The following is a 24,965-nucleotide window of genomic DNA, read 5'->3' as shown; positions in this document are numbered from 1 at the left end:
GGCCTGATCGGGTTCGGATTGGGTGTTTCGGTCGTAGTTTTCCGGTTGCGGGCAGGGCAGCTGGCCCGCGCAGCGGGCTGGCTGCCGGGTTCCACTGGCCCGGGTGGTTGGTTTCCTTGGTTGCAGGGACGGTTTCTGGCTGGTCAGCCGGGTTGCAGGCGTGCTGCGGCGGTGGTGAGCAGTTCGGTGTAGGGGGCGTGCCGCGCCAGGTGCAGTGTGGTTTTGCGGGCATGGCGGGCGATGCGTCCGGCGGCTGAAAACAGCCGCAGCCGTAGCGTTTTCGGTTCCCAGCGACGTGCGGGGTGGTCGTGCAGGGCGAGTGTCTGCATCCAGGCGGTCAGGTCGAGTGCGAGCGCGACGACGGCGAGCCAGATGCGGTTGGCGTCGAAGCTGTGGAACGGAAGATTGCGCAGGCCAGTGTCTTTCGCGTTTCTGATCCGGTCTTCGCAGCGGGCCCGCTGGCGGTGACGCAACTCGAGGTCGGGCAGCTGGCCGCGGGTGGTGTTGGTGACGAACGCGGTCAACCGCATCCCGTCGCGGTCGGTGAACCGCAGCTGAGCACCGGGGTGTGGTCTCTCTTTCCTGACGATGAGCCGCATGCCGGGCGGCCATCCGGTCAACTCGGTGATGCCGGTGACTTCCACGACCCAGGCGCCGTCGCGGACCTCGCCGTCTGCGTCGTAGGCCGGTGTCCAATCCTGCGGATTCAGGTGGGTGCCCATGGCGGTGACGATCTCGTCGGTGAGAGTGAACCCGACCGAGTACTGCAGCCGGCGGCGGTGGCAGTAGTCGAGGAACTCGTGGGTGCCGCCACCGGAATCGGTGCGCACCAGCACTTTCCGGCCGACCCGCCATCCCGGCTGCCACGGCAGCTGAGCGAGGGCATCGCGGAGAACCTGCTTGTGGTCGGCAGCGGTATTACTACCGGCGTTGCCCGGCCGCAGCATGGGCGCGGCGGGCTCGCCGGTGCCGGTGCGACCGTGGTCGATGAACGACCACAGCGAGTGGAAGCCGAAGCCCCGCTTGAACGTCGGTGTGGCGTTCTGTTTTTCCGAGTGCGCGTCGGTCAGGGTGGCGTCGAGATCGATGATTAACGGATCATCGATGTTGATCCCGTGACCGGGGGCGTTCGGCCCAGCCACGGCCCACGCCTGCGCCCGCGCGTCCGCGCGTGCAGAAGCGATGGCGGCCAACGCTTTCGGTGCCTGGGCAGCCAGCGCGGTGATCGTCCGCGACACCGTCGGATCCGAGGCCACCAGACCGAACACGCCCGGCTCGGCCCGTAACAACGCCACATCCGCGGCGCAGTCACCACCGACCGCGAGTGTCACCGCCAAATCCAGCACGATCTTGCCCGGGTCGTGGACAGCCATCGGTTTGCGCCACGGCCCCAACTGTTCCGACAAACCCCAGGTCAAACCAGTTATCTCGGCAGTACGCAGCAGCAGTGCCGCACCTGCGTGTGACACCACGCCCGCACCGTCACCGTCGATGGTCAGCCGCGGATACGGCGATATAGACTTGCCCACCAGAAAGGTGCTCCAAAACCTCGATCAATTCAGCCTTCGCAAGTCGAATTATCGCAGGTCGGAGCACCTTTCGCCATTCCCGCCGCAGGTTAGGCGCCATTACCATGATTGGCCGAGGCTAAGAGGTCGATGTTCGTGATGAACACGGTGTGCGGCAGTCTGCTGTGGGCGGATGCGCGGAGCACTACCCCTTCCCCGTGGGCCACCCGATCCGGCTCGACGAGCATCGTGCCGTAGGTCAGGACCTGGCCGCCGACCCGCCTTGTCAGTCGCCTTTTCTCGTCGATGCGCACTCCGACCTCGGGCGCTTCCTGTGGTTTGCGCGGGCGCCCGCCACGGCGGATGTGGGTCTCGTTCCACGCGAGTTCGCGGAGGTCTAGCCACCAATTGACCGGGCGTAGGCTATCCCGCCGGCTGCCGTTCTCGGTGATTCGCTCGCCCAGGAATATCACGAGCAACCGCACGGCGGCCGGGTTGCTAGGCACTGATTTCCCGTTGAACCAGTCGTTCAGCGAGGACGTGGTCAGGGTGATTTTCGGCGCCGTTCGGGAGCCGAGCGCTGCCAGCCTGGCCAGTGGCGGGCAGCCCGCCGCTTCGTACAGCTCGAACAGTGCATCGCCAAACGCGTCGGCGGCTGACGTACTTCCCATGCCCCACCTGTCGCGTCCGGATCCGGACCGGAATACGGCCGGACGGATGTCCCTGCCTGAGGCTAGGGATTTTAGCAGCACCCGCGGGATTCGCTTGCCGGAAATCGACCGGACGGGAAGAACTTTCGATATGAACGAGATCCTGCGACTGGGCCAGCACTTCACTCCTTTGATGGCCGCCGGCGGCTGTATGTATGCCGCGACAGTGGTGATCGCCGCACTGAGTGCGATCTTCGCGAAGAATTCACACCGACGAGCGTCGGCGTACAAAGTGCTCCGACTCCTCCTCCGTCAGGACCAGAAGTGATGACTTCCCTGTCGAACTGAGCTGCTCTGCCCCACCATCGGTTTCGGCTTACCTGAACCGAATGCCTTCGACCAGCTCCGTCGCGGCTGTTGCGATCGCGTTTGGCATTGTGCCGCGCGGCATCGCGCATACCGGCGACGTCACCCAACGGTCAGTTCGTCGATACGGCGAGCGCCCCACACGCGATCGAGGCATTTCCAATGGGTGTCGTAGGTCTTCAGTGTTCCGGGTGCGGTCACCCGGGTGCGTACGTCGGCTAATACTGCAACGACACTCAGTTGAGGGGGTGTCCGCGGCGTCGGTAGTGGGAGAGGCGGGCTTGGTATTGGCGGCGGCGTCGCCATCTCGACCAGGCCCAGGTGTGATCGGTGTCATGGTGGCGGGTGAGGACGAGTGCGACGAGTAGTCGGCGGATCTCCGGTAGTGTCAGCGCGATCATGCCTTCGTCGTGGTCGACGAGTCCCCTTTTGCGGCAATGGCTTTGGACGCGGCCAGCCAGGCCAGGGCGAGCATCGACAGGGTGATGTGGGCGTACCAGGCCCGCCAGGATCGGACCTGGTAGTGGTCGAGTCCGGCCTCGCCCTTGGCTTGTTGGAACGCTTCCTCGATGTGCCAGCGAGACCCGGCCGTGAAGGCCAGATCGACCAGCCGCGCCGAGGCTGGGCCGTAGCAGAGGTAGTAGGCGATCTCGGTCGGGTTGCTGATGCTGCGCCGCGCCAGCAGCCAGTGCCCGCGCCCACCTGCCCAGGTGCCCTCGATCTGGCGGCGCGCCCAGTCGAATTCCCGGGGCCCGTGCGCGCCGGCACCGACCGAGAGCCGCTGCCACGTCGAAGCCTTGAACTCGGCGACCAGGGCGTCAGCGCGGGCACTGCGGTCGGCGCGGGTGGTGATCTGCTGATCGCATCGGGTGGCCATCACATAGAACACGTCACGTTCTTCGAGCCAGTCACGCAGGTAACCAGCCTGGCCGTAGGCTTCGTCGGCGGTGAACCATCGAAACGGCACCCCGGCGGCGAGTATCCGCTCCAGCATGGCGATCACCTGCCGCGGTTTGGTGGCGAACTCGACCTCGTCAGGGATGCCCGCGCCCCGGCAGCGGTCACGGTCACCGGTCCACGACTGGGGCAGATACAGTTCCCGATCGATCAACGCGTGCCCGTGCGTGGACGCATACGCCAGAAACACTCCGATCTGGCAGTTCTCGGTGCGTCCGGCCGTTCCCGAGTACTGCCGTTGCACCCCAGCCGATTTCACACCCTTCTTCAGGAACCCGGTCTCATCGGCTGCCAGCACCGCCTCCGGATCACCGAGATGTTCGATGACGTAATCACGCACGTCGTCGCGCACACCCTCGACATCCCAGTCCGCCTTCCGCAACAACCGCTGCATCCCCTGTGGGCCTGCCTCCCCGGCATGCTCGGCCACGGTCCACCCGTTCTTGCGTTCCAGACCCGCGACCAGCCCCGACACATATTCACCCGCCCGAGCACGCGGCTCAGACCGCGTGAACCGGGCCCCGATCCTGCTCATCAACGAATCAAACTCCGCCACAACACGATCCAACACCACACAACAGAACTACCAGCAACTACTCAACTGAGTGTCGTTGCAGTATTAGAGCAGAGGTGCAGAGATTCTGAGAGCAGCGTAAGGCACTCGCTGGTTCCGCGCTTCCGCGTGCTCGCGGGTAGGTGATGCGGAGTGCGCTCACAGGCACAACCAGACCGGCCGCATCCACGTGGTCGACAGGATGAGTGTTCCAGAACGCAGGACTCGGTGTCCACTATCCAGGAAAACCCTGGTGTCCCGCTCCCCAGTCGGCATAGATGATGGCTCCCCATTTGATCTAACCTCGGCCAATCATGGTAATGGCGCCTAACCTGCGGCGGGAATGGCGAAAGGTGCTCCGACCTGCGATAATTCGACTTGCGAAGGCTGAATTGATCGAGGTTTTGGAGCACCTTTCTGGTGGGCAAGTCTATATCGCCGTATCCGCGGCTGACCATCGACGGTGACGGTGCGGGCGTGGTGTCACACGCAGGTGCGGCACTGCTGCTGCGTACTGCCGAGATAACTGGTTTGACCTGGGGTTTGTCGGAACAGTTGGGGCCGTGGCGCAAACCGATGGCTGTCCACGACCCGGGCAAGATCGTGCTGGATTTGGCGGTGACACTCGCGGTCGGTGGTGACTGCGCCGCGGATGTGGCGTTGTTACGGGCCGAGCCGGGCGTGTTCGGTCTGGTGGCCTCGGATCCGACGGTGTCGCGGACGATCACCGCGCTGGCTGCCCAGGCACCGAAAGCGTTGGCCGCCATCGCTTCTGCACGCGCGGACGCGCGGGCGCAGGCGTGGGCCGTGGCTGGGCCGAACGCCCCCGGTCACGGGATCAACATCGATGATCCGTTAATCATCGATCTCGACGCCACCCTGACCGACGCGCACTCGGAAAAACAGAACGCCACACCGACGTTCAAGCGGGGCTTCGGCTTCCACTCGCTGTGGTCGTTCATCGACCACGGTCGCACCGGCACCGGCGAGCCCGCCGCGCCCATGCTGCGGCCGGGCAACGCCGGTAGTAATACCGCTGCCGACCACAAGCAGGTTCTCCGCGATGCCCTCGCTCAGCTGCCGTGGCAGCCGGGATGGCGGGTCGGCCGGAAAGTGCTGGTGCGCACCGATTCCGGTGGCGGCACCCACGAGTTCCTCGACTACTGCCACCGCCGCCGGCTGCAGTACTCGGTCGGGTTCACTCTCACCGACGAGATCGTCACCGCCATGGGCACCCACCTGAATCCGCAGGATTGGACACCGGCCTACGACGCAGACGGCGAGGTCCGCGACGGCGCCTGGGTCGTGGAAGTCACCGGCATCACCGAGTTGACCGGATGGCCGCCCGGCATGCGGCTCATCGTCAGGAAAGAGAGACCACACCCCGGTGCTCAGCTGCGGTTCACCGACCGCGACGGGATGCGGTTGACCGCGTTCGTCACCAACACCACCCGCGGCCAGCTGCCCGACCTCGAGTTGCGTCACCGCCAGCGGGCCCGCTGCGAAGACCGGATCAGAAACGCGAAAGACACTGGCCTGCGCAATCTTCCGTTCCACAGCTTCGACGCCAACCGCATCTGGCTCGCCGTCGTCGCGCTCGCACTCGACCTGACCGCCTGGATGCAGACACTCGCCCTGCACGACCACCCCGCACGTCGCTGGGAACCGAAAACGCTACGGCTGCGGCTGTTTTCAGCCGCCGGACGCATCGCCCGCCATGCCCGCAAAACCACACTGCACCTGGCGCGGCACGCCCCCTACACCGAACTGCTCACCACCGCCGCAGCACGCCTGCAACCCGGCTGACCAGCCAGAAACCGTCCCTGCAACCAAGGAAACCAACCACCCGGGCCAGTGGAACCCGGCAGCCAGCCCGCTGCGCGGGCCAGCTGCCCTGCCCGCAACCGGAAAACTACGACCGAAACACCCAATCCGAACCCGATCAGGCCAGCACATCAACCCGGCGAAAGATCGAGGCTAACTGTACCGTAATTCGGAGGCGGGGTATTCGTCCCAGATGTCGTTAGGTATCAGTCAATCCCGTGTTGGGGGAGCGTGCATAGATGAATAGCGCCTTGAAGGTCTTCAAACAAGTTGCGCAGCAACGTACTACGTCTATCCTTCGGCGGCGCGTTTGATCGGCAAGACGGCCGATTCTGTGAGATGTCCTGCCGATCAGGCCATTTGATGTCCTGTCTCTTCTGTGACTGCGTGGTGGCTGCCAGGTGTGCCGAATCCGCATGGACTACATGTCTATTTCGCGCGACCGCAGGCTGGTCGACGCGTTGATTCCAGACATGTTGGCCCGGTGGCGAATTGGAGAATCGAACCCGCTCGGGACGCTGGAGTAGGGCACTGAATTTCGCGACTGTAATACGAGTCGCAGCGCGTGTAGTTCCGGCATCACGAATTCCGTCTCGAATGGATTGATCCGGTTGCTGCTGTTCTGTCAGATTTACGCTGCCCGCCTATGGGCTCGGGGATTGTGGAGTGTGATGAAATATCGTCAGTGCGACGCCTCGATGCGTTGGTTCCTTCCTAATTGGTATCGCTTGTGCGCGGTGGCGCTGTCAATTCTGCTGGTCGCGACATTGGCGCAGATAATGGTGTCGCCGCCGAGTGCGGCGGCTCCGTTGAAGCCGCGGGCCGTGCCGTTGCTGGCCTCAGGGGGTGGCCCGTCCTCGAAGCTCGAGCTCGAACCGGAGCCTCCTCTGCCCGACGCCGATTTCGTGCCGTTGGCGCGCGCTCGGGCGGTCGACAGCCCTGGTGCGGGTCCGCGGCAGCGGGCGCAGGAGGATCTGAAGACGGTGCTGGTCGCCCCAGCCGATGACGCCATTCTGGCTTCCGAGACACCCATGTTGAAGGTCGCCGTGACCGGCGCTGCGGAAGGCACGAAGTTTTGCTTCAAGGTGTCGACCGGTTTCGACGGCCGCACCGGCAGCGTGGCGCAGTCGGGGTGTCTGCCGGAACCGCAGTGGACGGTACCGCGAAATGTGGTGGCGAACGGGGGCCGATACACCTGGACCGTCGAGACCGTCGCCAAGGGTGCGCAGACACCGACACCGGCGAGCTGGGTCGGTCATTTCACCATCGATCAGCGCACGGGTGATCCGAAACCGACCCCGACCGATTCGCTGGGGCCGGTGACAGTGAACTTGTTCAACGGCAACGTCCGTCTCGATGCCGCAGGTCCGACCTTCTCGGCGCTGGGTGGGCCCGCGGGGGTGACGTTCGCCTACAACTCACGCCAAGGTGAAGCCCGGGGTGTGCGGGCCTCTTATTTCAACGATCCCGCCCACAACGGGGTCCCCGGTGACGTTCCGGTGCTGGTGCGCACCGAATCTGAGGTGGACCTGTTTTGGGGTAACAAATGGAACGACGAGACCAACCGAGACCCGCTACCGCCCGGTCTGGCCGACGACTGGTACGTGATCCGGTGGGAGGGCTATTTTCAAGCCCCGGTCGACGGCGATTACCGCTTCGCGGGCGCGCACACCCCCGGAGCGAAGATCTGGGCCGGCGATCGGCTGGTCTACAACAACCCTGAGGCCGGGGGCATCTTCTATGACAAGTTCACCGAGGCCGGTCCGAAACGTGCCGACGAGGTGACGCTGGCCGCTGGTCAGCGGGTGCCGATCAAGGTCGAGCTATATAACCATTCCGCTGATCCGCCGGCGATGGTGTTGTGGGTCAAGAGCACCCAGGGCGCCGCAGGTGGTCTGCGCATACATAATCTGGGGCCCCGGATCGTGCCGGCCCAGTGGCTCTATCCCGCTGATCCGCCGCCGTTGCCTGCGGGTTGGACGTTGTCGATGCCGGCCAGCGAATACAGCCACGCCGCGATGCTCGACGGCGCGGTGGTGCTCACCGACGGTGCGGGCGGCAAACACAGCTGGGCCAAGACTGCCGGTGGTTATCGCGCACCGCCGGACCGCGATGGGGTGGTGGCCTTCGATACCAAGGGTCGGCTGTCGGTCTCCGAGAACGGTGTGGTGTCGCTGTTTCATGCCGACGGCACCCTCGCAGAAGTCTCGACCGTGCTCGACAGCAAGAAACCCGCGTCGTTGCAGTACCGCTACAGCGGTTCCCCGGCACGGCTGACCGAGATCGTCGACCCGGTATCGGGGCGCTCGCACACCCTGCACTACAACACCAACGGCAGCGATAGCTGCTACGGCGGAGTGCCGCTCCCCTCGGGGGCCAACTCCGCACCCGCACAACAGTTGTGCCGCATCACCTATTGGGACGGCACCGAGACCCGGCTGTGGTATCTGCTGAACGTTCTCGCTCGGATCGAGAACCCCGGCGCGGCCATGCAGGACTTCAGCTACACCAACCTCGCCGAAGTCCAGAAGGAATACCGCAAGACCAGCAGCGAGATCAAACGCCAAGAACTCCTCGCCAGTATCGGGCCATTGAGCTTTGTCCGCGGCAACCTGGGCCACGACTGGGCTTCGATCCAACAGTTCCCCTCCCAGGCGCTCGTACACACGGCGATCCAGTACAAAAAGTTCGTCGAAGAGCCGGGGGTGCCCGAACGCCTGCGTGCTGTCGCTGTCACCGGACCGTCCCCCGATGGCGGTTACCTGGGCAAACGGCCCACCCACTATTACGGCTACGACATCGGCGGCAGGCAAGCGATCGTCAACGTCGACGGGATCGGCGGGCTCAACTCGCCACCGGAAAACACTGTTACCTGGGACGATGCTGGTCGCCTTCTTGCCTCGACTAACGCTGTTGGCGACACCGTCCGCAGCGAATGGAACGCGAAAGACCAGCGAACAGCCACGATTGACTCGACCGGTCGCCGCTCGACGGTGATCTACGACCACGCGGACCGGCCGACCGACAGTTATGGTCCGGCTCCGGCGGCCTGTTTCACCGGCCAGTTGCCGACCCCGCAGTGCGCGAACACGATGCCCCACACCAATACTCGGTACGACAAGAATCTGGCCGGGTTGGAGGCCGCCTACTACGACAACCCGTTCACTTCCGGAGTCCCGAAAGACTGGGCGACCGGTGTCGGCTCCGCCGACGGCAGTCTGAAACGTAGCTGGGGATCGACCCCGCCGGTCGCGAACAAGGGCGGCTGGTCTGGCCGATTCACCGGCGAAATCAAGTTCCCCGCGACCGGCGACTATGCACTCGGGTTCACCGTCGTCGATGGTGTCCGGGTGTGGATCGATGACGTGCTCATCGTGGACAGCTGGACCGATAAGGCCGCCACCGCTGTCCCGGGCACCTACACCAACACCACAGCCGGTAGTTGGCATCGTGTTCGGGTCGACTACTACAACCGCAGTGGCAAAACCGGGGCACTCGATTTCACCTGGAAACCCCCGGGCGCTGGATCCGCTGTCACAGTGCCAGGGCAGAGCCTGGCACCCCGCTACGGTCTCCAAACCGACCAGATCGCTGAGAACACCTCCGGCGGCGACACCGAACGCGCGCCCGCGAAGAAACTCGAGACAAGTTACTCAGACCCCAACAATGAGCCTTTTTCATCCTTGTCGGGCAGTCCGGATTTCGCGATCCTGTAGCACGTGGATGGCCTTGACCAGCTGTCCGGCTTTGTCGGGGCAGCAGCGGAGTTTCCGCAGCACCCGCCAGCTCTTGAGCTGGGCGTTGGCTCGTTCGCCGCAGCCGCGTAGTCGTGCGTGCGCGCGGTTGGCGGCCTTCTGGGATTCCGGCTTGTTCTTACCCTTGTACGGGGTCAGCAGCGCGGTAGCGCCTTGATATCCCTTGTCCGCCAAGGTGATCCAGCCAGCGGCCTCGAGTTCGTGGCAGATCCGCCAGATCCAGGCCGCCTTCAGATCGTGCACGCTGCCGGGCAACGCGCCCGATACCCACGCGATGTCACCGTCAGGTGTCGCGATCACCTGCACGTTCATGCCGTGGTGGCGGTGTTTGCCCGAGTAGAACGGCCGATCCGCGGCCACTCGGTCGATAGCGATCAGCGTGCCATCCAGGATCAGGTAGGCATGTCCGTCAGTCCTGGCTTGCCGCAACGCCTTCCGCAGACCCACAGCACGCCCGGCCAGCAGTTCCACGGTTTCCTCGACATACCGCCACGCCGTCGTAGTCGACACCCCGAACCCGGCTCCCAGATCACCGAAAGTTTCGCCTTTACGCAGGTAAGCCAGCACCAGCAACACCTGCCGGCCCGGGTTCAACCGCCGCCACACCGACCCGATCGCGCCACGGTGTCGCCGGATCACCCCGGCCACGTAGTCGAGGGTCTGACGTGACAACGGCAGCGCGGCACGGTAGAAAAGCATCGAAGCCCTTGGTGTTCGGAGGTTGTGGTAAACAACCGATCTACCAGGGGCTTCGCCATACGTCCAGTCGAACTACCCTGCAGGGCAACAGATCCCGCAGTCCCGCATCAAGCAGGATGAAAAAGGCTCAATGGGATCGACCCCGTGCTCGGACTGGCAGTGTCCAAAACCGGAGACCCGGGCGGCATCAACCTGACCGGCCGGACGCTGATCGAAAAGCCCGGCCAAGGCTATCTGCGCCAACTGGCCGCAGCCCTGCCTGGCGGTGACCTCACCAATGCCGACAAGCGCGGCACTGTCACCTACTACGGGGACCGCGAAACCCGCTCGAACCCTTGTCAATCGAACTCCGCAGCTGCCAACCAGGGCGGCATGGTCAAAACCGTTCGGGGACCCAAGAACTCGGACGGATCAGCCAACGCGGTCGAGTCGGTGTACGACGGCGCAGGTCGTCTTGTCGCTGCCCGCACCAACACGGAGCCCTGGTCGTGTGTGAGCTACGACGCCCGCGACCGCATTGTCGAGAAGTCGTTCCCGGCGATGGGTGACAAACCGGCCCGCACCATCACCTACGACTACGCCGTCGACGGCAACCCGCTGAAACTGAAGGTCAGCGACAACAGCGGATCGACCACCACCACGATCGACCTGCTCGGCCAGACCGTGTCCTACACCGACGCAGGCGCGGTCACCACCACCAACGCCTACGACCCTGCCGGGCGCAAAATCAGCGAAACCACTTCGGTCAAGGCGGCTACCTCCACCCTGAACTACCACTGGGATGACGCGTCCCGACTGACCGGCCTGGACCTTGACGGGGCCGGGGTCGCAACCCCGGGCTACAACGCGGGAATCCTGGACAAAGTCGCCTACGGCAACGGATCCAACCTCGCGATCACCCACAACGCCGCCGGCTCAACGACCGGACTCTCATGGAAGGTCTCCGGCTCCACCGTCGCCAGTACGGGCACCCGATCCCGTGACCAACGCATCACCGACGAAACCATCACCGACACAGCCAATGCCGGCACCACCTACAACAACTCCTACACCTACGACAGTGTCGGCCGCCTGGTCGCTGCCGCCGTGCCCCACCACAAGCTCACCTACAGCTTCGCCGGCGACAACGGCTGCGGGCCGAACAAGAAAGCAGGGTCCAACACCAACCGCACCGCCTTCACCGACAGCTTCAACGGTGCCCCACCGGTCACCACCAACTACTGCTATGACGACGCCGACCGGCTGCTATCCACCAACGGGGCCACCACCCTGTCATTCACCTACGACACCTACGGCAACGCCACCAAAATCGGTACCGACACCCTCGGATACGACTCCACCCTCCGACACATCTCCACCACCACCGCGGCCGGACGCTCCGTCGTCTACACCCGCGACGTCACCGACCGCATCACCACGCGAACCGTCCGCGACAACGCCAAACCCGCACAAGTCACCCGCTACGGTTTCACCTCCAACGCCGGCGGCCCCGATTTCGTCCTCGACGATTCCGGAACACTGCGGCAACGGGTGCTGAAACTGCCCGGAGGTGCTCTGCTCACTAAGAGCTACACCGACACCAAAACCGCCAACTGGTCCTACCCCAACATCCACGGCGATATCCTGCTCACCGCCGACCACACTGCCACTCGCACCGGCACACTCCACCTCTACGACCCCTACGGCCAAAACATCGACCCCGCCTCCGGCGCCATCGGTGACATCCCGATCCCCGCCACCGCCGAAGGCGGCATGGACTTCGGCTACCTCGGCCAACACACCGTCCCCATCGAACACATCGCCAGCCAACAAGCCCTCGAGATGGGAGCCCGCACCTACCTCCCCATCCTCGGCCGGTTCCTGCAAGCCGATCCCGTATCCGGCGGGTCAGCAAACGCTTACGACTATGTCAATGGCGACCCGATCAATAGCCTGGACCTCAGCGGCAGATGCCCCACGTGCGCCGTGGCGCCGGCCATACCGCCCCTGGTGGGCGCCGGTCCGCTCGGGTGGGCGGGTCTCGCGGCTCTCGGAGCTGGTGCCGTCATCATAGGCATCTGGGCCGCGGCGGAAGCTGGCGATGCTGCCGCTGGAGGAGAAAAAACGGCAGAGTCGCCATTAACCGACGAAGTTTGGGGTCACATTAAGGCCCGCCACCGTCCCCTCGGGGATGAGGTCGATGAGGAGTCGAGTATCTTTACGGGCAAAGAAGATAAGGTAATAAAGAAAATCTACGATACTCTTCAACGGGCAACCCCTAAAAAGAATACTCCGGACCCTAAAACCGGGCAGCCTCGAGAAGGATTGGTTTATGAATGGGACTTCGGCCAAAAGACCGGAAAGGCGGGCCCCGCGAACGGAGGCGGCGACTTGACCGGTGTTCGCGTAGTTGTGGACGAGGTCACCGGAAAAGTCATAACCGCTTTTCCGGTCTAGTGGGACTATTTCAAATGAAGATAACTATTGTTCAGTTCAAGAAGAAAGGGTAGCGATGGGAACTCGGCGACAGAATGAGACACATAGCAGTCGGGCGTCACAGAAGTCGGATGCCGCCAATTTCTCTATAAGCAGTAGGGGATAATGTCTAGCGTGTCGAATATTCAGAGCTTCACGCCAACGGGCTGGATCGCCATCTTCACTGGAACCGATACGCTCGTAGGCCGGTCGGTAGAGGTGGATGCATGGGATACATCGACGGGAACCGCGCTAGTTGTCGATGCTGAACGTGGAGTCCGGCGCTTGATCACGGATTACCCCGACTTCTCGCATCTCGAACGGGCGAACCGTGTAATCGCGGCGCTGCCCGGTGCGGGGTGGCGGGTCCGTGATCTTTCTTGGGGACAGGAGAAACCTCCGGCTGAGGAGGTGCTCGCGTGGCTGGTTAAGTCGGATGGTGAGCTTACTGCGATTACCGTGGACGAGAACGGCAACTTCGGTTCGGCCGAGGATGCCCACTGGTGCTACCCCCCAGGGGTGGAACCAGATCAATAACATTGTCGGCGGTCACGTAATTGGTCTAGCCCACTTTCGTTTGTGGCGCGTGGGCCGGCGGGTTTGAGCATGGGGTACCCGCCGGTCCGCCCAGCTTTTCCACGGGAGTCCTCGGTTCGGGCTTGTCGGGCCCGTCGGTCAGGTGGTGACGGCTGACGTTGAGATGATCTCGGCTCGTTGGTGCTGGAGGTCTTCGGTCAGTAGACGGATCCGAGGGCTCGGATCACCTCACCGTCGAGGCTGATATGGATGCTGCGCAGATCGAGCCGGACGGTGACGGCACCCGGCCATGCTGCTCTGCAGCCCAACCGAAATCGGCACCATCGTCAAAGCCGCACTCGTCCTCACCTATTTCGAACACGGCCGAATCGATTGAGAGTTGGTGAGATCACTTCAGTGAGCCTTTTTCATCCTGCTTGATGCGGGACTGCGGGATCTGTTGCCCTGCAAGGTAGTTCGACTGGACGTATGGCGAAGCCCCTGGTAGATCGGTTGTTTACCACAACCTCCGAACACCAAGGGCTTCGATGCTTTTCTACCGTGCCGCGCTGCCGTTGTCACGTCAGACCCTCGACTACGTGGCCGGGGTGATCCGGCGACACCGTGGCGCGATCGGGTCGGTGTGGCGGCGGTTGAACCCGGGCCGGCAGGTGTTGCTGGTGCTGGCTTACCTGCGTAAAGGCGAAACTTTCGGTGATCTGGGAGCCGGGTTCGGGGTGTCGACTACGACGGCGTGGCGGTATGTCGAGGAAACCGTGGAACTGCTGGCCGGGCGTGCTGTGGGTCTGCGGAAGGCGTTGCGGCAAGCCAGGACTGACGGACATGCCTACCTGATCCTGGATGGCACGCTGATCGCTATCGACCGAGTGGCCGCGGATCGGCCGTTCTACTCGGGCAAACACCGCCACCACGGCATGAACGTGCAGGTGATCGCGACACCTGACGGTGACATCGCGTGGGTATCGGGCGCGTTGCCCGGCAGCGTGCACGATCTGAAGGCGGCCTGGATCTGGCGGATCTGCCACGAACTCGAGGCCGCTGGCTGGATCACCTTGGCGGACAAGGGATATCAAGGCGCTACCGCGCTGCTGACCCCGTACAAGGGTAAGAACAAGCCGGAATCCCAGAAGGCCGCCAACCGCGCGCACGCACGACTACGCGGCTGCGGCGAACGAGCCAACGCCCAGCTCAAGAGCTGGCGGGTGCTGCGGAAACTCCGCTGCTGCCCCGACAAAGCCGGACAGCTGGTCAAGGCCATCCACGTGCTACAGGATCGCGAAATCCGGACTGCCCGACAAGGATGAAAAAGGCTCAGTGTGATCGAACCGCCACGCCACCCTGCGATTTCTACGGCCGCAATCGAATTCGAGGCATGCGTGCCGACCAGCGGCAGCATTCAGATCCGATCTGGACGCCAAACGGTCGCGCTGTAGGTGAAGTGTCGAAGGGCGCGCCAGCGGCCGACCAGCACGGAGAAGCCGCGTCCGCCCAGGCGACGCAACCCGCGCAGCGGGGTGTTGTAGGTGCGGTTGTCGGTATCGAGGGCCCGGCCGTCGGCGGGCTACTTGGTCGGGCATGCACGCCGATCCCTGCGCCTTCGTAGCCGCCGTCGGCCAGCGCAGGCAGATCCAGTTGCGATGCCGCCCAGCACAGCGCGGCCAGCACGCGCTCGCGAGCGGCGAGCATGTCGTGGACCGAGCCGGTTCGACGTCGCCGACCCACAGCGGCAATCCCGTTGGCGCGGAAAGTACTTGGACGTTGCCGCCGTGGGTGTGGGCTTTCCCGGAATGCCACAGGCCGACCGGTTGACGATGTCCTGCGCCGCGCTCTCGATGCAACTCGCCTCATTGAACGCAGACTGTCCGATGTGGTGACGGTGTGGCCTCCTACGGCTGACGCTCTCTGGTGTGTCGATAGGCTCGGGGTGATAGGTTGCCCGGCATGTCTCGCCGCGATGAGAAGTCCGTCGGCCTTGTCCTGGTCACCTACGGAAGTGCAGAGGACCTGCCGCCGTGTCGGACCGATAGGCGTCCGGTCGTACGGGGAGAGTGCACGTTCGTGGGAAAGATGGATTCGTTGATGGGTTCTGTGGGGTTGCGGCAGCTCGAGGTTCGAGATGAGGAGACGCTGACCGAACTGATCCGGCGTAACAGGAAATTTCTGTACGGCTGGATGCCGACGGGTGACAGTTCGGATGAGGAGAACGCGGCCTGGGTGCGCGATCTCGTCGCCGGTCGTGGCGGTGCGGACAACTGGTTCGGCCTGGTCGAGCTGGCCGGACAGGCGGTCGGAGCGCTCAGCATGCGACTGCAGCGCGGTATCGCCAGTTCCGCGGTGATCGGCTACTGGGTCGCCGAGGAGGTCAACGGCAAGGGAGTGGCGACCGAGGCGATCGGGCAGTGCCTGGACATGGCGTTTTGGAAGATGGGTCTGCACCGGGTGGATGCTTTCGTCCGCGAGGACAATATCGGTTCGTGCCGAGCCCTGGAAAAGAACGGATTCCACCGAGTCGGCCTGTCCCGCGGGCACCTACATATCGCCGGTCGGTGGTGGGACATGGTCTATTTCCAGAAGCTTGCGCCGTGGGCTGACGGAGTGCGCCTCGCGCCTCCCACTACCCGGTCGTCGTGACGAGCCGTCCCGGTCGCATCGCCGAGTAGGCGCGACCCACCTGTGTCAACCACTCGATGTCCTCGTCGAGGTCGGTGACCTCCAGTCGCTCCAGATGGCTGGCGCCCGACTCTTCATCGGCGGGTTCGCCGGCCGCCCTGGCCGCCAAGGCGGTGTGCAGCGAGCGTGCGGCCGCGGCCGCGAGCGCACTGATGTCTTCGGGGGCGTCTCGGGGGTGGTCGGACAGGTAGGGGCGCAGTGCCCGCCAGCAGTCTCGAATCTCGATGACCCGCCTGCTCAGGAGATAGTGCAGTTCCTCGGTACTGAGATACGAGCGCCACGCGCGTGTGTGGTCGAAGAGGCTCACCTCCGGGAATGCCTGGTTGAAGTCTTGCCAGAGGTCGTCGAGCGCGCGGAACGAGCGCAGATGACCCCACCATGTTCGCACCTGACCGGACTGCGCCGCGATCGATGGCAGCAACAGGCCCGTCACGATTCCCACGACACCCAGGCGAATAGAGATCCCGGTCAGCACATCCCAGCGGACGTGGCCGTAACCCAGCAACCGGGCGGGTATGGAGATCAACTGGTTGATGCAGACCACGAGATAACCGCCGGACCCGAGGGCGATGATTCGAAGACTCGGGCGCAACCAGGTGTCATCGACGCGCCGGGCGTAGGACCAGCTGAAGCGGACCAGCGCGACGAGCCCGGCCGCGAACCCGAGTTCGTAGATAACAAGGTAGATGACGACCAAGGGGCGATTCAGATTCTGGACGAGGAAGGTGTCGTGCCTGGTATCGACTGCGGCAGCGATCCACAGGCCGATCATGGCCGTGCCGACGGCGAGCCCGTAACCGACGGCGAAGCTGGTCTTGCGCCTGGCTTCGGCCGCCGGGTTCGACCAGGTGAACACTGCGGCGAGCAGCGACGGGCTCAGAACGGCGGCGCCGAGGAGCCGCATCAGCAGAGCGGACAGGTTGGGCAGCCCCAGCCACAGGTCGAGTCGTTGACTCACGCTGGGTATCGTCAGGGTCCAGCCGATCGCCTCGGAGGCGATGCAGGCCAGCAGCGCGATAGTGGCCGGATCGTGTCGGATATTCGATGCGCTCAGGAGCTTATATATGAATGCGGCGAGACACAGGGCGGCGAGTGCAGGTCTCGTGGCGATAAAGAACTCGGTCACGAGCACCCCGCTTCACTATCGAACAATTATCGAAGTTCCCTCGGAGTATGAAAAATGTTAATTTACGTGAACGATTATTGAACAGCTGTTCGAGTTGGTTCCGGGGCGATCGCGCGGGTTGCGTGATCACCGCGGGCCATGTTTATGGAGCTGCATTCAAATGTCAAACTTGGTAATCATTGTCGGTTCGAGCAGGTGCCGCTGCGCGCTCGACTATCCGAGTGATCGCCGGATCCGCAGCTGAATTTGGTCGGCTATCGGTGCCTCGTCGATCCGAGTGGAGTGTCGGCGACGGAAGGTGTCGTGAATGGTCGAGGCTATGGTCTCCGCCTCTTGTTCCTGGCGTTCCGAGTAGCCTGTTCGGCCGAGCATGTCCAGCACCAGGCCGGGGTCCAGGTCAGGGAAGAGCAGCTTGGAACTCTCGCTGCTGGTTGCGGGACTTCCCTTGTGCCCGTAGATGATATGGCCGAGCTCGTGAGCGATGATGTGATGCTGATGCGGTTGGCTCGCGGCGGCCTCGTAGGCGATGAAGTCGGCGTCCGGGGTGGACAGCCACAGTCCGCACGGATCCGACGGGCGGATCGCGACCGGCAGCAGATGCAGCGGAATGGCTCGTTGGGCGCTCAGCGCATCCGCGAATTCGAAAATGTCGCGACAGGCCGGCATCTCCAGCGAAGCAAGCTTCTGCTTGGCTGCCCGGCGCATCGCCGATGGCGACAATGCGTTGAACGGTAGACTGCCGCCCCTAACGGTCCACATCTGACCCCATTTGGCATTCGGTTGTTCGACACGGTCGGACTATCGATACCGTACCAAAACGATTAACTTGATGCGGGCGGCAACCGTTCGGTAGCCCGCTGCATTCGAGTAATTTCCTCGATGATGCGGGCCATGGACTTTCGGCCGGAGTCGTCGAGCTCCATCGCGCGGAGGGTGATGTTGCGAATGTCGGCGTTGCGCAGCGCGGCCACCAATGCCAGCTGTGAGTCCACCCGTTCGGAGGTCTCGTCGTCGAAGAAGTATGCGACCGGTACGCCGAAGAAGGCGGCCAGTGCTTCGAGGTGTCGCTTGGTGGGGTTGTCTCGCTGGCCGGTGCGCAGCTGCCAGACGTAGGTCTTGGAGAAGGTCCCATCGCCTAGTTCGGTACAACCCTTGGCTACCTCCTCATGTGTGTACTCCCTGCTGAGCGGCTGGACAGACTTGAAGAGCTTGTCGAGCTTCACAGCCAGTGACGGAGTTGAGTCTCTGGTACCCATGGGTCACCTCATGTTCGCTGTCGTGGTCAGATTATAAAGCATCAGTCATCTGAGTTGACGGCCGGTCGGGATCGTGGAACGATTCAAACGTCCGCTGAGATGATCTATCTGGGAACTGCAGGTCATCTCAGTTGACCGGAGTCCGTTCGAGTGACAGCAGAAGGGGCAAGGGTGGCATGGCCATCAAGGCGAAGGCGATCCAGCTGGCGACCCGGCCGACCGGCGCCCCGACTGCCGCCGACTTCGTCGAAATCGACTTCGAAATCGGATCGCCACGACCAGGGCAGTTGGTTGTGGAGAATGTCTACCTCTCCGTGGACCCGTATATGCGCGAGCTCATGCACGACGGCTGGGAGCTCAACGCCTTCTTGACGGGTCGGGTGCTCGCCCGGGTGCTCGAATCGGCAGATTCGACGCTGCGAGTAGGCGATTGGGTGTCGCACCGGGAATCCTGGCGGACGCATGCCCTGGTCGACGGGGCCGACGTTCGAGTGCTGCCCGGCGTCGACGGTCTGGATGTTGTCCAATACCTGGGATTGCTCGGCGGCACCGGCCTCACGGCCTATGTCGGACTGACCAGGATCGCCCGGCTGCAACCGGGTGAGACCGTATTCATCTCGGCCGCTGCCGGTGGCGTCGGTTCCGCCGCGGGACAATTCGCGCGTTTGCTGGGTGCGAACCGGATCATCGGCAGCACCGGGTCGGCCCGCAAGGCGGAGTATCTGATCAGCGAGCTCGGGTTCGACGCGGCGTTCGACTACCGGAACAGTGACGTGTCCGCCCAGCTTGCCCAGGTCGCGCCGACCGGTATCGATGTCTACTTCGACAATGTCGGTAGTGCTCACCTCGAAGCGGCCATCGATGCCCTGCGAGAGCGTGGCAGGATCGCTTTTTGCGGCGCCGTGGCGCAGTACAACAACCTGGCCCGGCCACCGTGTGCGCCACGTAATCTGTTCGACCTGGTCGAGAAGAGCATCAGGTTGGAAGGGTTCATGGTCCGCGATTACTACGATGTGCGGGACGAGCTGGAAGATTTTCTCGTCCCGCACATCCTGGCCGGGCGGGTACAGGATGTCCGCACCATCGTGGATGGATTCGACCGTATGGTCGAGGCATTTCTAGGAATGCTGCGGGGCGAGAATCTCGGCAAGATGATCGTCCGGGCAGGGGACGACGGCTGAGGGTAGTTACGAATCAGATTAGTTCGACTCGTTTGCTCGGAGCTCTACACTCGGTGGTCCTGAACATTGGTTCCGGTCCCCGATCGCATTTCTGCCCGTCCTGACTATGGACGGAAGGGGGGATTTTTATGAATATTATTGATCCGCGTGGTAACTCTGATATTCCGGTACAGACCGACGGCAGGCCTGTCGAGGAGGACTCGACAACGACTGCGACAGCATCGATCGTCGAAACTGTTCCGTTGAGTTCGATAAGAGTTTCTGGCACACCACGGCTCAGGGGTGTGAATCTTGAGCACATCCAAGTTTTGGCGGGTATCGGTGAGCGCCTGCCCCCGATTATTGTAAATCGCTCGTCGATGTGCGTGATCGATGGCGTGCATCGGTTGCGGGCCGCAGAATTGCGTGGCGACAGTCATATCGCGGTGGTGTTTTTCGAGGGCGACGAGATAGAAGGGTTTGTGGTCGCAGTTCGGGCTAACATAGCACACGGTATGCCCCTGACCCTTGCGGATCGCAAGGCTGCCGCCAAACGCATACTGGTCACTCATCCGCACTGGTCGGACAGTTCGATCGCGGCGAACACCGCCTTGGCCGCGAAGACGGTCGCCGTGATTCGGAACCGTTCAACCGAGGAAGTTCCCCGGTTGGACACGAGGGTGGGTCGCGATGGGAAGGTGCGACCTCTCGATGTCGGCAGAGGGCGAGAACGGGCCGCGCGCTTGATCAGCGAACGTCCGGATGCCTCGTTGCGGGAAATAGCCCGAGAGGCCGGCGTATCGCCGACGACAGTCCGGGACGTACAGGCCAGGCTGGCGCGCGGCGACGCTGTGGTACCGGCTCCGAAAGTACCTGCGCCGAAAGGAGCTGTGTCATCGGCCGCCGGTTCGCCGCCGGGTCGGGGCGAAGCATTGGATAAGCTCATTCGTACTGTTCAGAACGACCCCGCTGTGCGTTTCAGTGATTCAGGTAAGGCGCTATTACGCCTGATAGGTTCGCACCCTGTGGATGAGAAGGCTTGGTTGAATATCATCGCAAGTGTGCCCCCGCACTGCAGCGCATCAATCGCTCGCATCGCACAGCGAAACGCATTCTACTGGGCGCGATTGGCCGATGAGCTGGTCAAACGCGGTAGTGCGGCAGCGAATTATCCGCCTGGATAGCTGATCGGCGGAAACGAACGGCCGGCCCGCACGGTATTCCAGCCGCCTCTCGGCGGGCCGAAGATCTGGGTTCGTCGTAATCGACGACACCAGAGGCAGGAGTGACCTCGACAACGCCGGATGCCGGGCCTCCTGCCTCGTCCACGCTGTCACCGTCACGATGAACTCGGACGGACAGCTGTGCGAGATCGTCGGTAGCGAACTGCCCTGCTGTGTACCGGGTTTCGGCGGCAGGCACCGACAAGAAGGCTGAGCGCGTGTCGATACCGCGCGTCCACCCCACCCCCGCTGCGGGGGCCCCGACATATCGCCGCTGATGCGCCGTGGGCCGATCCCGAGGGGTGGTGCCAGCACTACCTAAAAGAAGGGTGCTCACCTCATCGGAGCCGCCGCTCCGGTTTCCTAGGCTGTTGAACATGCCTGGGACGCAGTGGCCGCATATCGGAGTTCGAGGCGAACCCGTTGACACATTTCCCGACGGCCGATCTCGTGCGCCGCGCGTCGATGCCCATCCGCGCAATTCGTGCCCGGGCGCGAAGTGGCGTAGGGAACGAACAACTCGGTGAATGGACAGATCCCGCAAATCAAATGCTCGCTACGACCTGATCTCCGACAAGTCGCTCGACTTATAGCTCGATGGTCTCGATATCGAACAGCTCGCCTCCGATGTTCACGAAACTTGTTGTCGCCCATGCTGCGCAGTTGACAACCAACTTCCGGTTGGTATCGTTTGATGTGCAACGAAGGGCGGGTTGCAATGGCGAATATCGAGGCCATCGGGGAGCTGTTCACATCGAGAACTGAAATCGCTACCACAGTGTGACAATCGATCGTTTTCCAGAACCGGCGATTGCCCGTATATGGGTGTTCGTTCGGTTTCGATGTCGATCAACTGGTGGCGAAAGTCGACGAATGGGAATGGCGTGAAGAAACTTCGCGGTGCTTTCGTGGCGCCTGAGAGCGTGTACAGCACTGTCGAGAGCGACCATTTGGTGAGCTGTGTGCGGAACCGCACGCGCGGATTGAAAGGGAAGGGGCGCGAGCCCCGGACTACCAATGACTCTGAATATGTCGGACGAAGCCGTCAACGAACTGTCTGCGGCCTACGTCAACCTGACGCAATACGAAGTCGAAGCGCTGGACAGCGTCCTGAACCTGGCGGATGGGCATGCTCGTCAGGACCTCACACCGAGTCAGTTGGAGATTGTGCAGTCTCTGCCTGATATGTGGATTCAATCGATCGGCGGCAAGCTGTCGGAAATCGAGAGGGACTCGGCACTGCAGTTCTTCGATGTGTTCGGGCAGTATTCGCATCCGGCGCCCGGTACAGAGCTGCTTGCGTGCTACTCCTCGTCGGTTGCCATGGAGATCTTCGCTCGCTCATTGTCGGCCGAGGGGCTGCTGTCGATCGGCCTGCTGCATCCCACATTCGACAATATTCCGGACATCCTCCGCGGTGTCGGCGCGACGCTGTTTCCGGTCGAGGAAGATGACCTGCACAGTCGTGGATGCATCGATCCGGACGTCCTGGCTCGGGTCGACGCGATCTTCCTGACGACGCCCAACAACCCGACCGGGCAGGTGATCGACGCGCCGATGCTCGCCGCTATCGCCAGGCAGTGCGCGGCGGCCGAGGTGATTCTGACTCTGGACACCTGCTTCCGCGGCTTCGATGCCCGTGCGCAGTACGACCACTATGCGGTCTTGCGTGAGTCGGGATGCCGGTGGGTTGTCATCGAAGACACCGGCAAACTGTGGCCGACCTTGGAGTTGAAGATCGGCTGGTTGGCGTGGTCCAAAAATGTCGGAATCCCGGTCGAGCGAATCTACTCGGATATTCTGCTCGGTATTTCCCCTGTGGTGATGAAAATGGTTCAGCAGTTCGCCCGCGATGCGAAGGAGGGCGGTCTCCACGCTCTGCACGCCGGCATGCGAGAGAACCGCAATATCCTCCGCAACACGCTGCACGACCTGGTCGGCGTGGACTTTCCTGATCCGGACAACCGCGGCAGCGTGGAGCGAATCCGGTTCAGTCATCTCGAATCGATCCGCGTCTGGGAGGTCCTCCGCGACCGAAACGTGCACGTACTGCCCTGCCAGAAGTTTCACTGGCACCGTCCGGACGACGGAAACGACACCGTTCGGGTCGCGTTGGCTCGCCCTGCCCACAAGGTCCGCCAAACCGCAGAGGCGCTGCGTGAGGTCATCCTGGAGTTGGGGTGAACGTTCGTTTCTGTCCTTCCGTCCCCGCGAACACGCGGCCCGCGTCCGATCTTTCGGATCGGCACTACCCGGCCGTTGCCGAGGGGATAGTGCAGTACCGTCCCCCGAACCTCTGGCGCGATCTGGACCGTGGATATCTGGCACCGCATCTGATGCCGGTGCAGGAGTTCAGGGAAGCCATGTCAGCCGCGTTGGCCGGGGCAGGCTGGCAGGCGCTGGCCTATGGCAACAACTCCGGTCCGGTGCCGTTGAAAGAACAGTTGGTCGCCAACGGCATGGTCGGGGCCGATATCGACAATATCTGCATTACCGGCGGAATATCGCAGGCGCTGGTGCTGCTGGCCGGAGTGCTTGCCACCCAGGGCGATTGCGTGGCAATCGAGGAACCGTCGTACGACCTCGGTGCCGCACTGCTGCGTGACGCCGGTTTGCACCCTTTGTGTCTGGCTTCCGACGATCAAGGGCCGGTCGAAGGCGCTCTGGCAGAGTGTGCTCGCCAGGCGGCCGCTCGCGGCTCGCGGCTCGCTTTTGCGGTGGTGATGCCACGACATCAGAATCCGACCGGGCGATGTCTCACCACACACCGTCTTCGGGAACTCGTCGAGGCAAGCGGATCGTTGGGATTGCCGCTGATCATCGATGACGCCTACGGTGAAATTGATTTCAGGACAATGGGTTCGGTACCGCTGCCGCTGCCCGACGTGGTGTCCGATGCGCCACATCTGGTGGTGCTCGGCAGCTTCTCCAAGACCTTGGGCGGTGGTATCCGGCTCGGCTATCTGGTGGCAGCGCGGCCGCTGATCGCCCGAATCGAACGATTCGGCTGGACCGCCAGCGGTGGGGGCTTCAATCCGATCAACGCACTTGCGGCCGCAGAGTTCCTGCGCGACGGATATCGGCAACATGTTCGCGACCTGACGCACGCGCTCGTGATGAACAGGGATGTCGCGCTGGCCGAACTGGCGAAGCTGGATGATCCCGGGCTGACGGTGAATTCGCCGAGCGGGGGCTACTTCTTATGGGTTCGCCCGGCGACGGTCGGCGACAGCGTCGCGCTGCAATCGGCGTTCGATACGGCGCGAGTCAGTGTGGCGGACGGAGCTCGATTCGGGTCTTCGGGGTCGGGGATGTTCCGGCTGTCGTTCAGTTCGGCGACCGCCGAGCAGATTGGTCAGGCCCTCTCGGATGTGGTGTCGGTGCTGAGAAAGGAATCCGATGATTGAGCATGTCCCGGCAGGCGATTCGCAGTACGGGTACGCGTATCCGTTGAGTCCTACCGGAAAAGCGAGTCTGCTGTCTCCGCCGCCCTGGCACTTTTCTGGTTTGGTTGCGCTCGCTGAGTACGTCCTCGACCCGGAACAGATTCAACCGTTCCTGCCGCCGGGTGCCGTCGCCACCGCAGCGGGACCCAATGCGGCGGCGGTGTTCTCGCGCTGGCAATGCACTGCCGCCGACGGGGTGGACCTCGCCCGCCCATCATCGAGCAGTTTCACCGAGTTCCAGATTCTGCTCGCGTGTTCGTACCAGGGGCAGGAGTACGCTCGCTGCCCCTTCGCCTGGGTCGACTCGGCGGTGTCGATGGCTCGGGGCTGGATTCAAGGAATGCCCAAGAAGATCGGTGATGTCGCCATGACGCATGAATTGGGTATCGGAAAGGCATCGCCACGTCGGGAAGCCAGCGACACCTACTACGGTTCGGCCGCGGCCGATCACCGGCACGTTGCGCATCTGGAGGTGTCGCTGACTCGGGCGGCGACCCGTCTGCCCGTCCTGTTCGAACGTCCGATGCTGCACAGCCTGGTGCACAGTCCATGGCTGCCCGGCGAGCAACGCCGGACCGAGCTGGTCTCTTCGGTAGTCGAAGACGTGGCGTTCGATGACGTATGGAGCGGGGCGGCGGCGTTCGAACTCGGCGATGCGATACCAGATCTGGGCCTGCTGCGGCCATTGGAGATCGGCGACGGCTTCGTCTTCTCCTACGGAGAGACTCTTTCCGGCGGCCGTTCGATCGCTGACTCCGGTGTGAATCGAAAGGGTTGAGAA

Annotated in this window: 19 protein-coding genes; 11 read left to right on the top strand and 8 right to left on the bottom strand. The window is 63.1% G+C overall.

The window, feature by feature from the left end; translation table 11 throughout:
* Positions 1-143: 143 nt before the first annotated feature.
* The 4 genes from ACQPW1_RS30305 to ACQPW1_RS30290 form a co-directional block, all read right to left on the bottom strand.
* Positions 144-1,529 carry an IS1380 family transposase gene (locus ACQPW1_RS30305; protein WP_433655183.1) on the bottom strand — a complete coding sequence of 462 codons (1,386 nt, stop codon included), beginning with the start codon at positions 1,527-1,529 and terminating at the stop codon, positions 144-146.
* A gap of 89 nt (positions 1,530-1,618) precedes the next feature.
* A complete protein-coding gene (locus ACQPW1_RS30300) occupies positions 1,619-2,449 on the bottom strand; it encodes a hypothetical protein (RefSeq protein WP_433655184.1) in 831 nt (276 codons plus the stop codon).
* 311 nt (positions 2,450-2,760) lie between these two features.
* Complete coding sequence (locus tag ACQPW1_RS30295; RefSeq protein ID WP_433654852.1) at positions 2,761-2,925, bottom strand: hypothetical protein; 165 nt, start codon at positions 2,923-2,925, stop codon at positions 2,761-2,763.
* The gene (locus ACQPW1_RS30290) at positions 2,922-4,055 is read right to left on the bottom strand and encodes an IS701 family transposase (RefSeq protein ID WP_433654850.1); all 1,134 of its coding nucleotides are present in this window, start codon (positions 4,053-4,055) and stop codon (positions 2,922-2,924) included. The genes ACQPW1_RS30295 and ACQPW1_RS30290 overlap by 4 nt, the downstream gene beginning before the upstream one ends.
* Positions 4,056-4,454: 399 nt before the next feature.
* Between ACQPW1_RS30290 and ACQPW1_RS30285 the strand changes: the two genes are divergently transcribed.
* Both ACQPW1_RS30285 and ACQPW1_RS30280 read left to right on the top strand, forming a co-directional pair.
* Entirely contained in the window at positions 4,455-5,840 is a 1,386-nt protein-coding gene (locus ACQPW1_RS30285; RefSeq protein ID WP_433655183.1) for an IS1380 family transposase, read from the top strand.
* A gap of 755 nt (positions 5,841-6,595) precedes the next feature.
* Positions 6,596-9,574, top strand: coding sequence for a PA14 domain-containing protein (locus ACQPW1_RS30280; protein WP_433655182.1), 2,979 nt, complete (start codon positions 6,596-6,598; stop codon positions 9,572-9,574).
* Here ACQPW1_RS30280 and ACQPW1_RS30275 read toward each other — a convergent pair.
* Positions 9,536-10,312, bottom strand: coding sequence for a transposase family protein (locus ACQPW1_RS30275; RefSeq protein WP_433655067.1), 777 nt, complete (start codon positions 10,310-10,312; stop codon positions 9,536-9,538). The two genes, ACQPW1_RS30280 and ACQPW1_RS30275, sit on opposite strands and share 39 nt — an antisense overlap.
* A 144-nt stretch (positions 10,313-10,456) precedes the next feature.
* Here ACQPW1_RS30275 and ACQPW1_RS30270 point away from each other — a divergent pair, with 144 nt between their 5' ends.
* The 4 genes from ACQPW1_RS30270 (at position 10,457) to ACQPW1_RS30255 (ending at position 15,934) form a co-directional block, all read left to right on the top strand.
* Positions 10,457-12,748, top strand: a complete 2,292-nt coding sequence (locus ACQPW1_RS30270) for an RHS repeat-associated core domain-containing protein (RefSeq protein ID WP_433655181.1) — start codon at positions 10,457-10,459, stop codon at positions 12,746-12,748.
* 153 nt (positions 12,749-12,901) lie between these two features.
* Positions 12,902-13,303: a hypothetical protein gene (locus ACQPW1_RS30265; RefSeq protein WP_433655180.1), complete on the top strand. Its 402-nt coding sequence runs from the start codon at positions 12,902-12,904 to the stop codon at positions 13,301-13,303.
* Positions 13,304-13,830: 527 nt separating this feature from the next.
* Positions 13,831-14,607 carry a transposase family protein gene (locus tag ACQPW1_RS30260; protein ID WP_433655067.1) on the top strand — a complete coding sequence of 259 codons (777 nt, stop codon included), beginning with the start codon at positions 13,831-13,833 and terminating at the stop codon, positions 14,605-14,607.
* 775 nt (positions 14,608-15,382) lie between these two features.
* The gene (locus tag ACQPW1_RS30255; RefSeq protein ID WP_433655179.1) at positions 15,383-15,934 is read left to right on the top strand and encodes a GNAT family N-acetyltransferase; all 552 of its coding nucleotides are present in this window, start codon (positions 15,383-15,385) and stop codon (positions 15,932-15,934) included.
* Here the strand turns inward: ACQPW1_RS30255 and ACQPW1_RS30250 are convergent.
* The 3 genes from ACQPW1_RS30250 to ACQPW1_RS30240 form a co-directional block, all read right to left on the bottom strand.
* Positions 15,918-17,099 (bottom strand): MAB_1171c family putative transporter, encoded by a 1,182-nt coding sequence (locus tag ACQPW1_RS30250; RefSeq protein ID WP_433655178.1) that lies wholly within the window; start codon positions 17,097-17,099, stop codon positions 15,918-15,920. The two genes, ACQPW1_RS30255 and ACQPW1_RS30250, sit on opposite strands and share 17 nt — an antisense overlap.
* Before the next feature lie 213 nt (positions 17,100-17,312).
* On the bottom strand, positions 17,313-17,819 hold the full coding sequence (locus ACQPW1_RS30245; protein WP_433655177.1) for a hypothetical protein: 507 nt from the start codon (positions 17,817-17,819) through the stop codon (positions 17,313-17,315).
* Positions 17,820-17,920: 101 nt separating this feature from the next.
* Positions 17,921-18,355 carry a helix-turn-helix domain-containing protein gene (locus ACQPW1_RS30240; RefSeq protein WP_433655176.1) on the bottom strand — a complete coding sequence of 145 codons (435 nt, stop codon included), beginning with the start codon at positions 18,353-18,355 and terminating at the stop codon, positions 17,921-17,923.
* Between the two features lie 176 nt (positions 18,356-18,531).
* On the opposite strand from ACQPW1_RS30240, the gene ACQPW1_RS30235 reads away from it, so the two are divergent.
* From ACQPW1_RS30235 to ACQPW1_RS30215, 5 genes are all read left to right on the top strand, one after another.
* Positions 18,532-19,536 carry a zinc-binding dehydrogenase gene (locus ACQPW1_RS30235; protein ID WP_433655175.1) on the top strand — a complete coding sequence of 335 codons (1,005 nt, stop codon included), beginning with the start codon at positions 18,532-18,534 and terminating at the stop codon, positions 19,534-19,536.
* Between the two features lie 128 nt (positions 19,537-19,664).
* The gene (locus ACQPW1_RS30230; RefSeq protein ID WP_433655174.1) at positions 19,665-20,699 is read left to right on the top strand and encodes a transcriptional regulator; all 1,035 of its coding nucleotides are present in this window, start codon (positions 19,665-19,667) and stop codon (positions 20,697-20,699) included.
* A gap of 1,068 nt (positions 20,700-21,767) precedes the next feature.
* Positions 21,768-22,922, top strand: a complete 1,155-nt coding sequence (locus tag ACQPW1_RS30225) for an aminotransferase class I/II-fold pyridoxal phosphate-dependent enzyme (RefSeq protein ID WP_433655173.1) — start codon at positions 21,768-21,770, stop codon at positions 22,920-22,922.
* Entirely contained in the window at positions 22,919-24,145 is a 1,227-nt protein-coding gene (locus ACQPW1_RS30220; RefSeq protein ID WP_433655172.1) for a PLP-dependent aminotransferase family protein, read from the top strand. Before ACQPW1_RS30225 ends, ACQPW1_RS30220 begins: the two co-directional genes overlap by 4 nt.
* Positions 24,138-24,962, top strand: coding sequence for an acetoacetate decarboxylase family protein (locus ACQPW1_RS30215; RefSeq protein ID WP_433655171.1), 825 nt, complete (start codon positions 24,138-24,140; stop codon positions 24,960-24,962). The genes ACQPW1_RS30220 and ACQPW1_RS30215 overlap by 8 nt, the downstream gene beginning before the upstream one ends.
* Positions 24,963-24,965: the final 3 nt, after the last annotated feature.

It is taken from the genome of Nocardia sp. CA-128927, from assembly GCF_050955855.1.
GTDB lineage: Bacteria > Actinomycetota > Actinomycetes > Mycobacteriales > Mycobacteriaceae > Nocardia.
This window is presented reverse-complemented; position numbering and strand designations above follow the sequence as displayed.

Excerpts from the sequence above, each read along its gene's own strand:
- ACQPW1_RS30275 (WP_433655067.1), bottom strand. The coding sequence starts at position 10,312 with ATGCTTTTCTACCGTGCCGCGCTGCCGTTGTCACGTCAGACCCTCGAC.
- ACQPW1_RS30225 (WP_433655173.1), top strand. The coding sequence starts at position 21,768 with ATGTCGGACGAAGCCGTCAACGAACTGTCTGCGGCCTACGTCAACCTG.
- ACQPW1_RS30260 (WP_433655067.1), top strand. The coding sequence starts at position 13,831 with ATGCTTTTCTACCGTGCCGCGCTGCCGTTGTCACGTCAGACCCTCGAC.
- ACQPW1_RS30255 (WP_433655179.1), top strand. The coding sequence starts at position 15,383 with ATGGGTTCTGTGGGGTTGCGGCAGCTCGAGGTTCGAGATGAGGAGACG.
- ACQPW1_RS30240 (WP_433655176.1), bottom strand. The coding sequence starts at position 18,355 with ATGGGTACCAGAGACTCAACTCCGTCACTGGCTGTGAAGCTCGACAAG.
- ACQPW1_RS30295 (WP_433654852.1), bottom strand. The coding sequence starts at position 2,925 with ATGATCGCGCTGACACTACCGGAGATCCGCCGACTACTCGTCGCACTC.
- ACQPW1_RS30235 (WP_433655175.1), top strand. The coding sequence starts at position 18,532 with ATGGCCATCAAGGCGAAGGCGATCCAGCTGGCGACCCGGCCGACCGGC.
- ACQPW1_RS30215 (WP_433655171.1), top strand. The coding sequence starts at position 24,138 with ATGATTGAGCATGTCCCGGCAGGCGATTCGCAGTACGGGTACGCGTAT.
- ACQPW1_RS30230 (WP_433655174.1), top strand. The coding sequence starts at position 19,665 with ATGAATATTATTGATCCGCGTGGTAACTCTGATATTCCGGTACAGACC.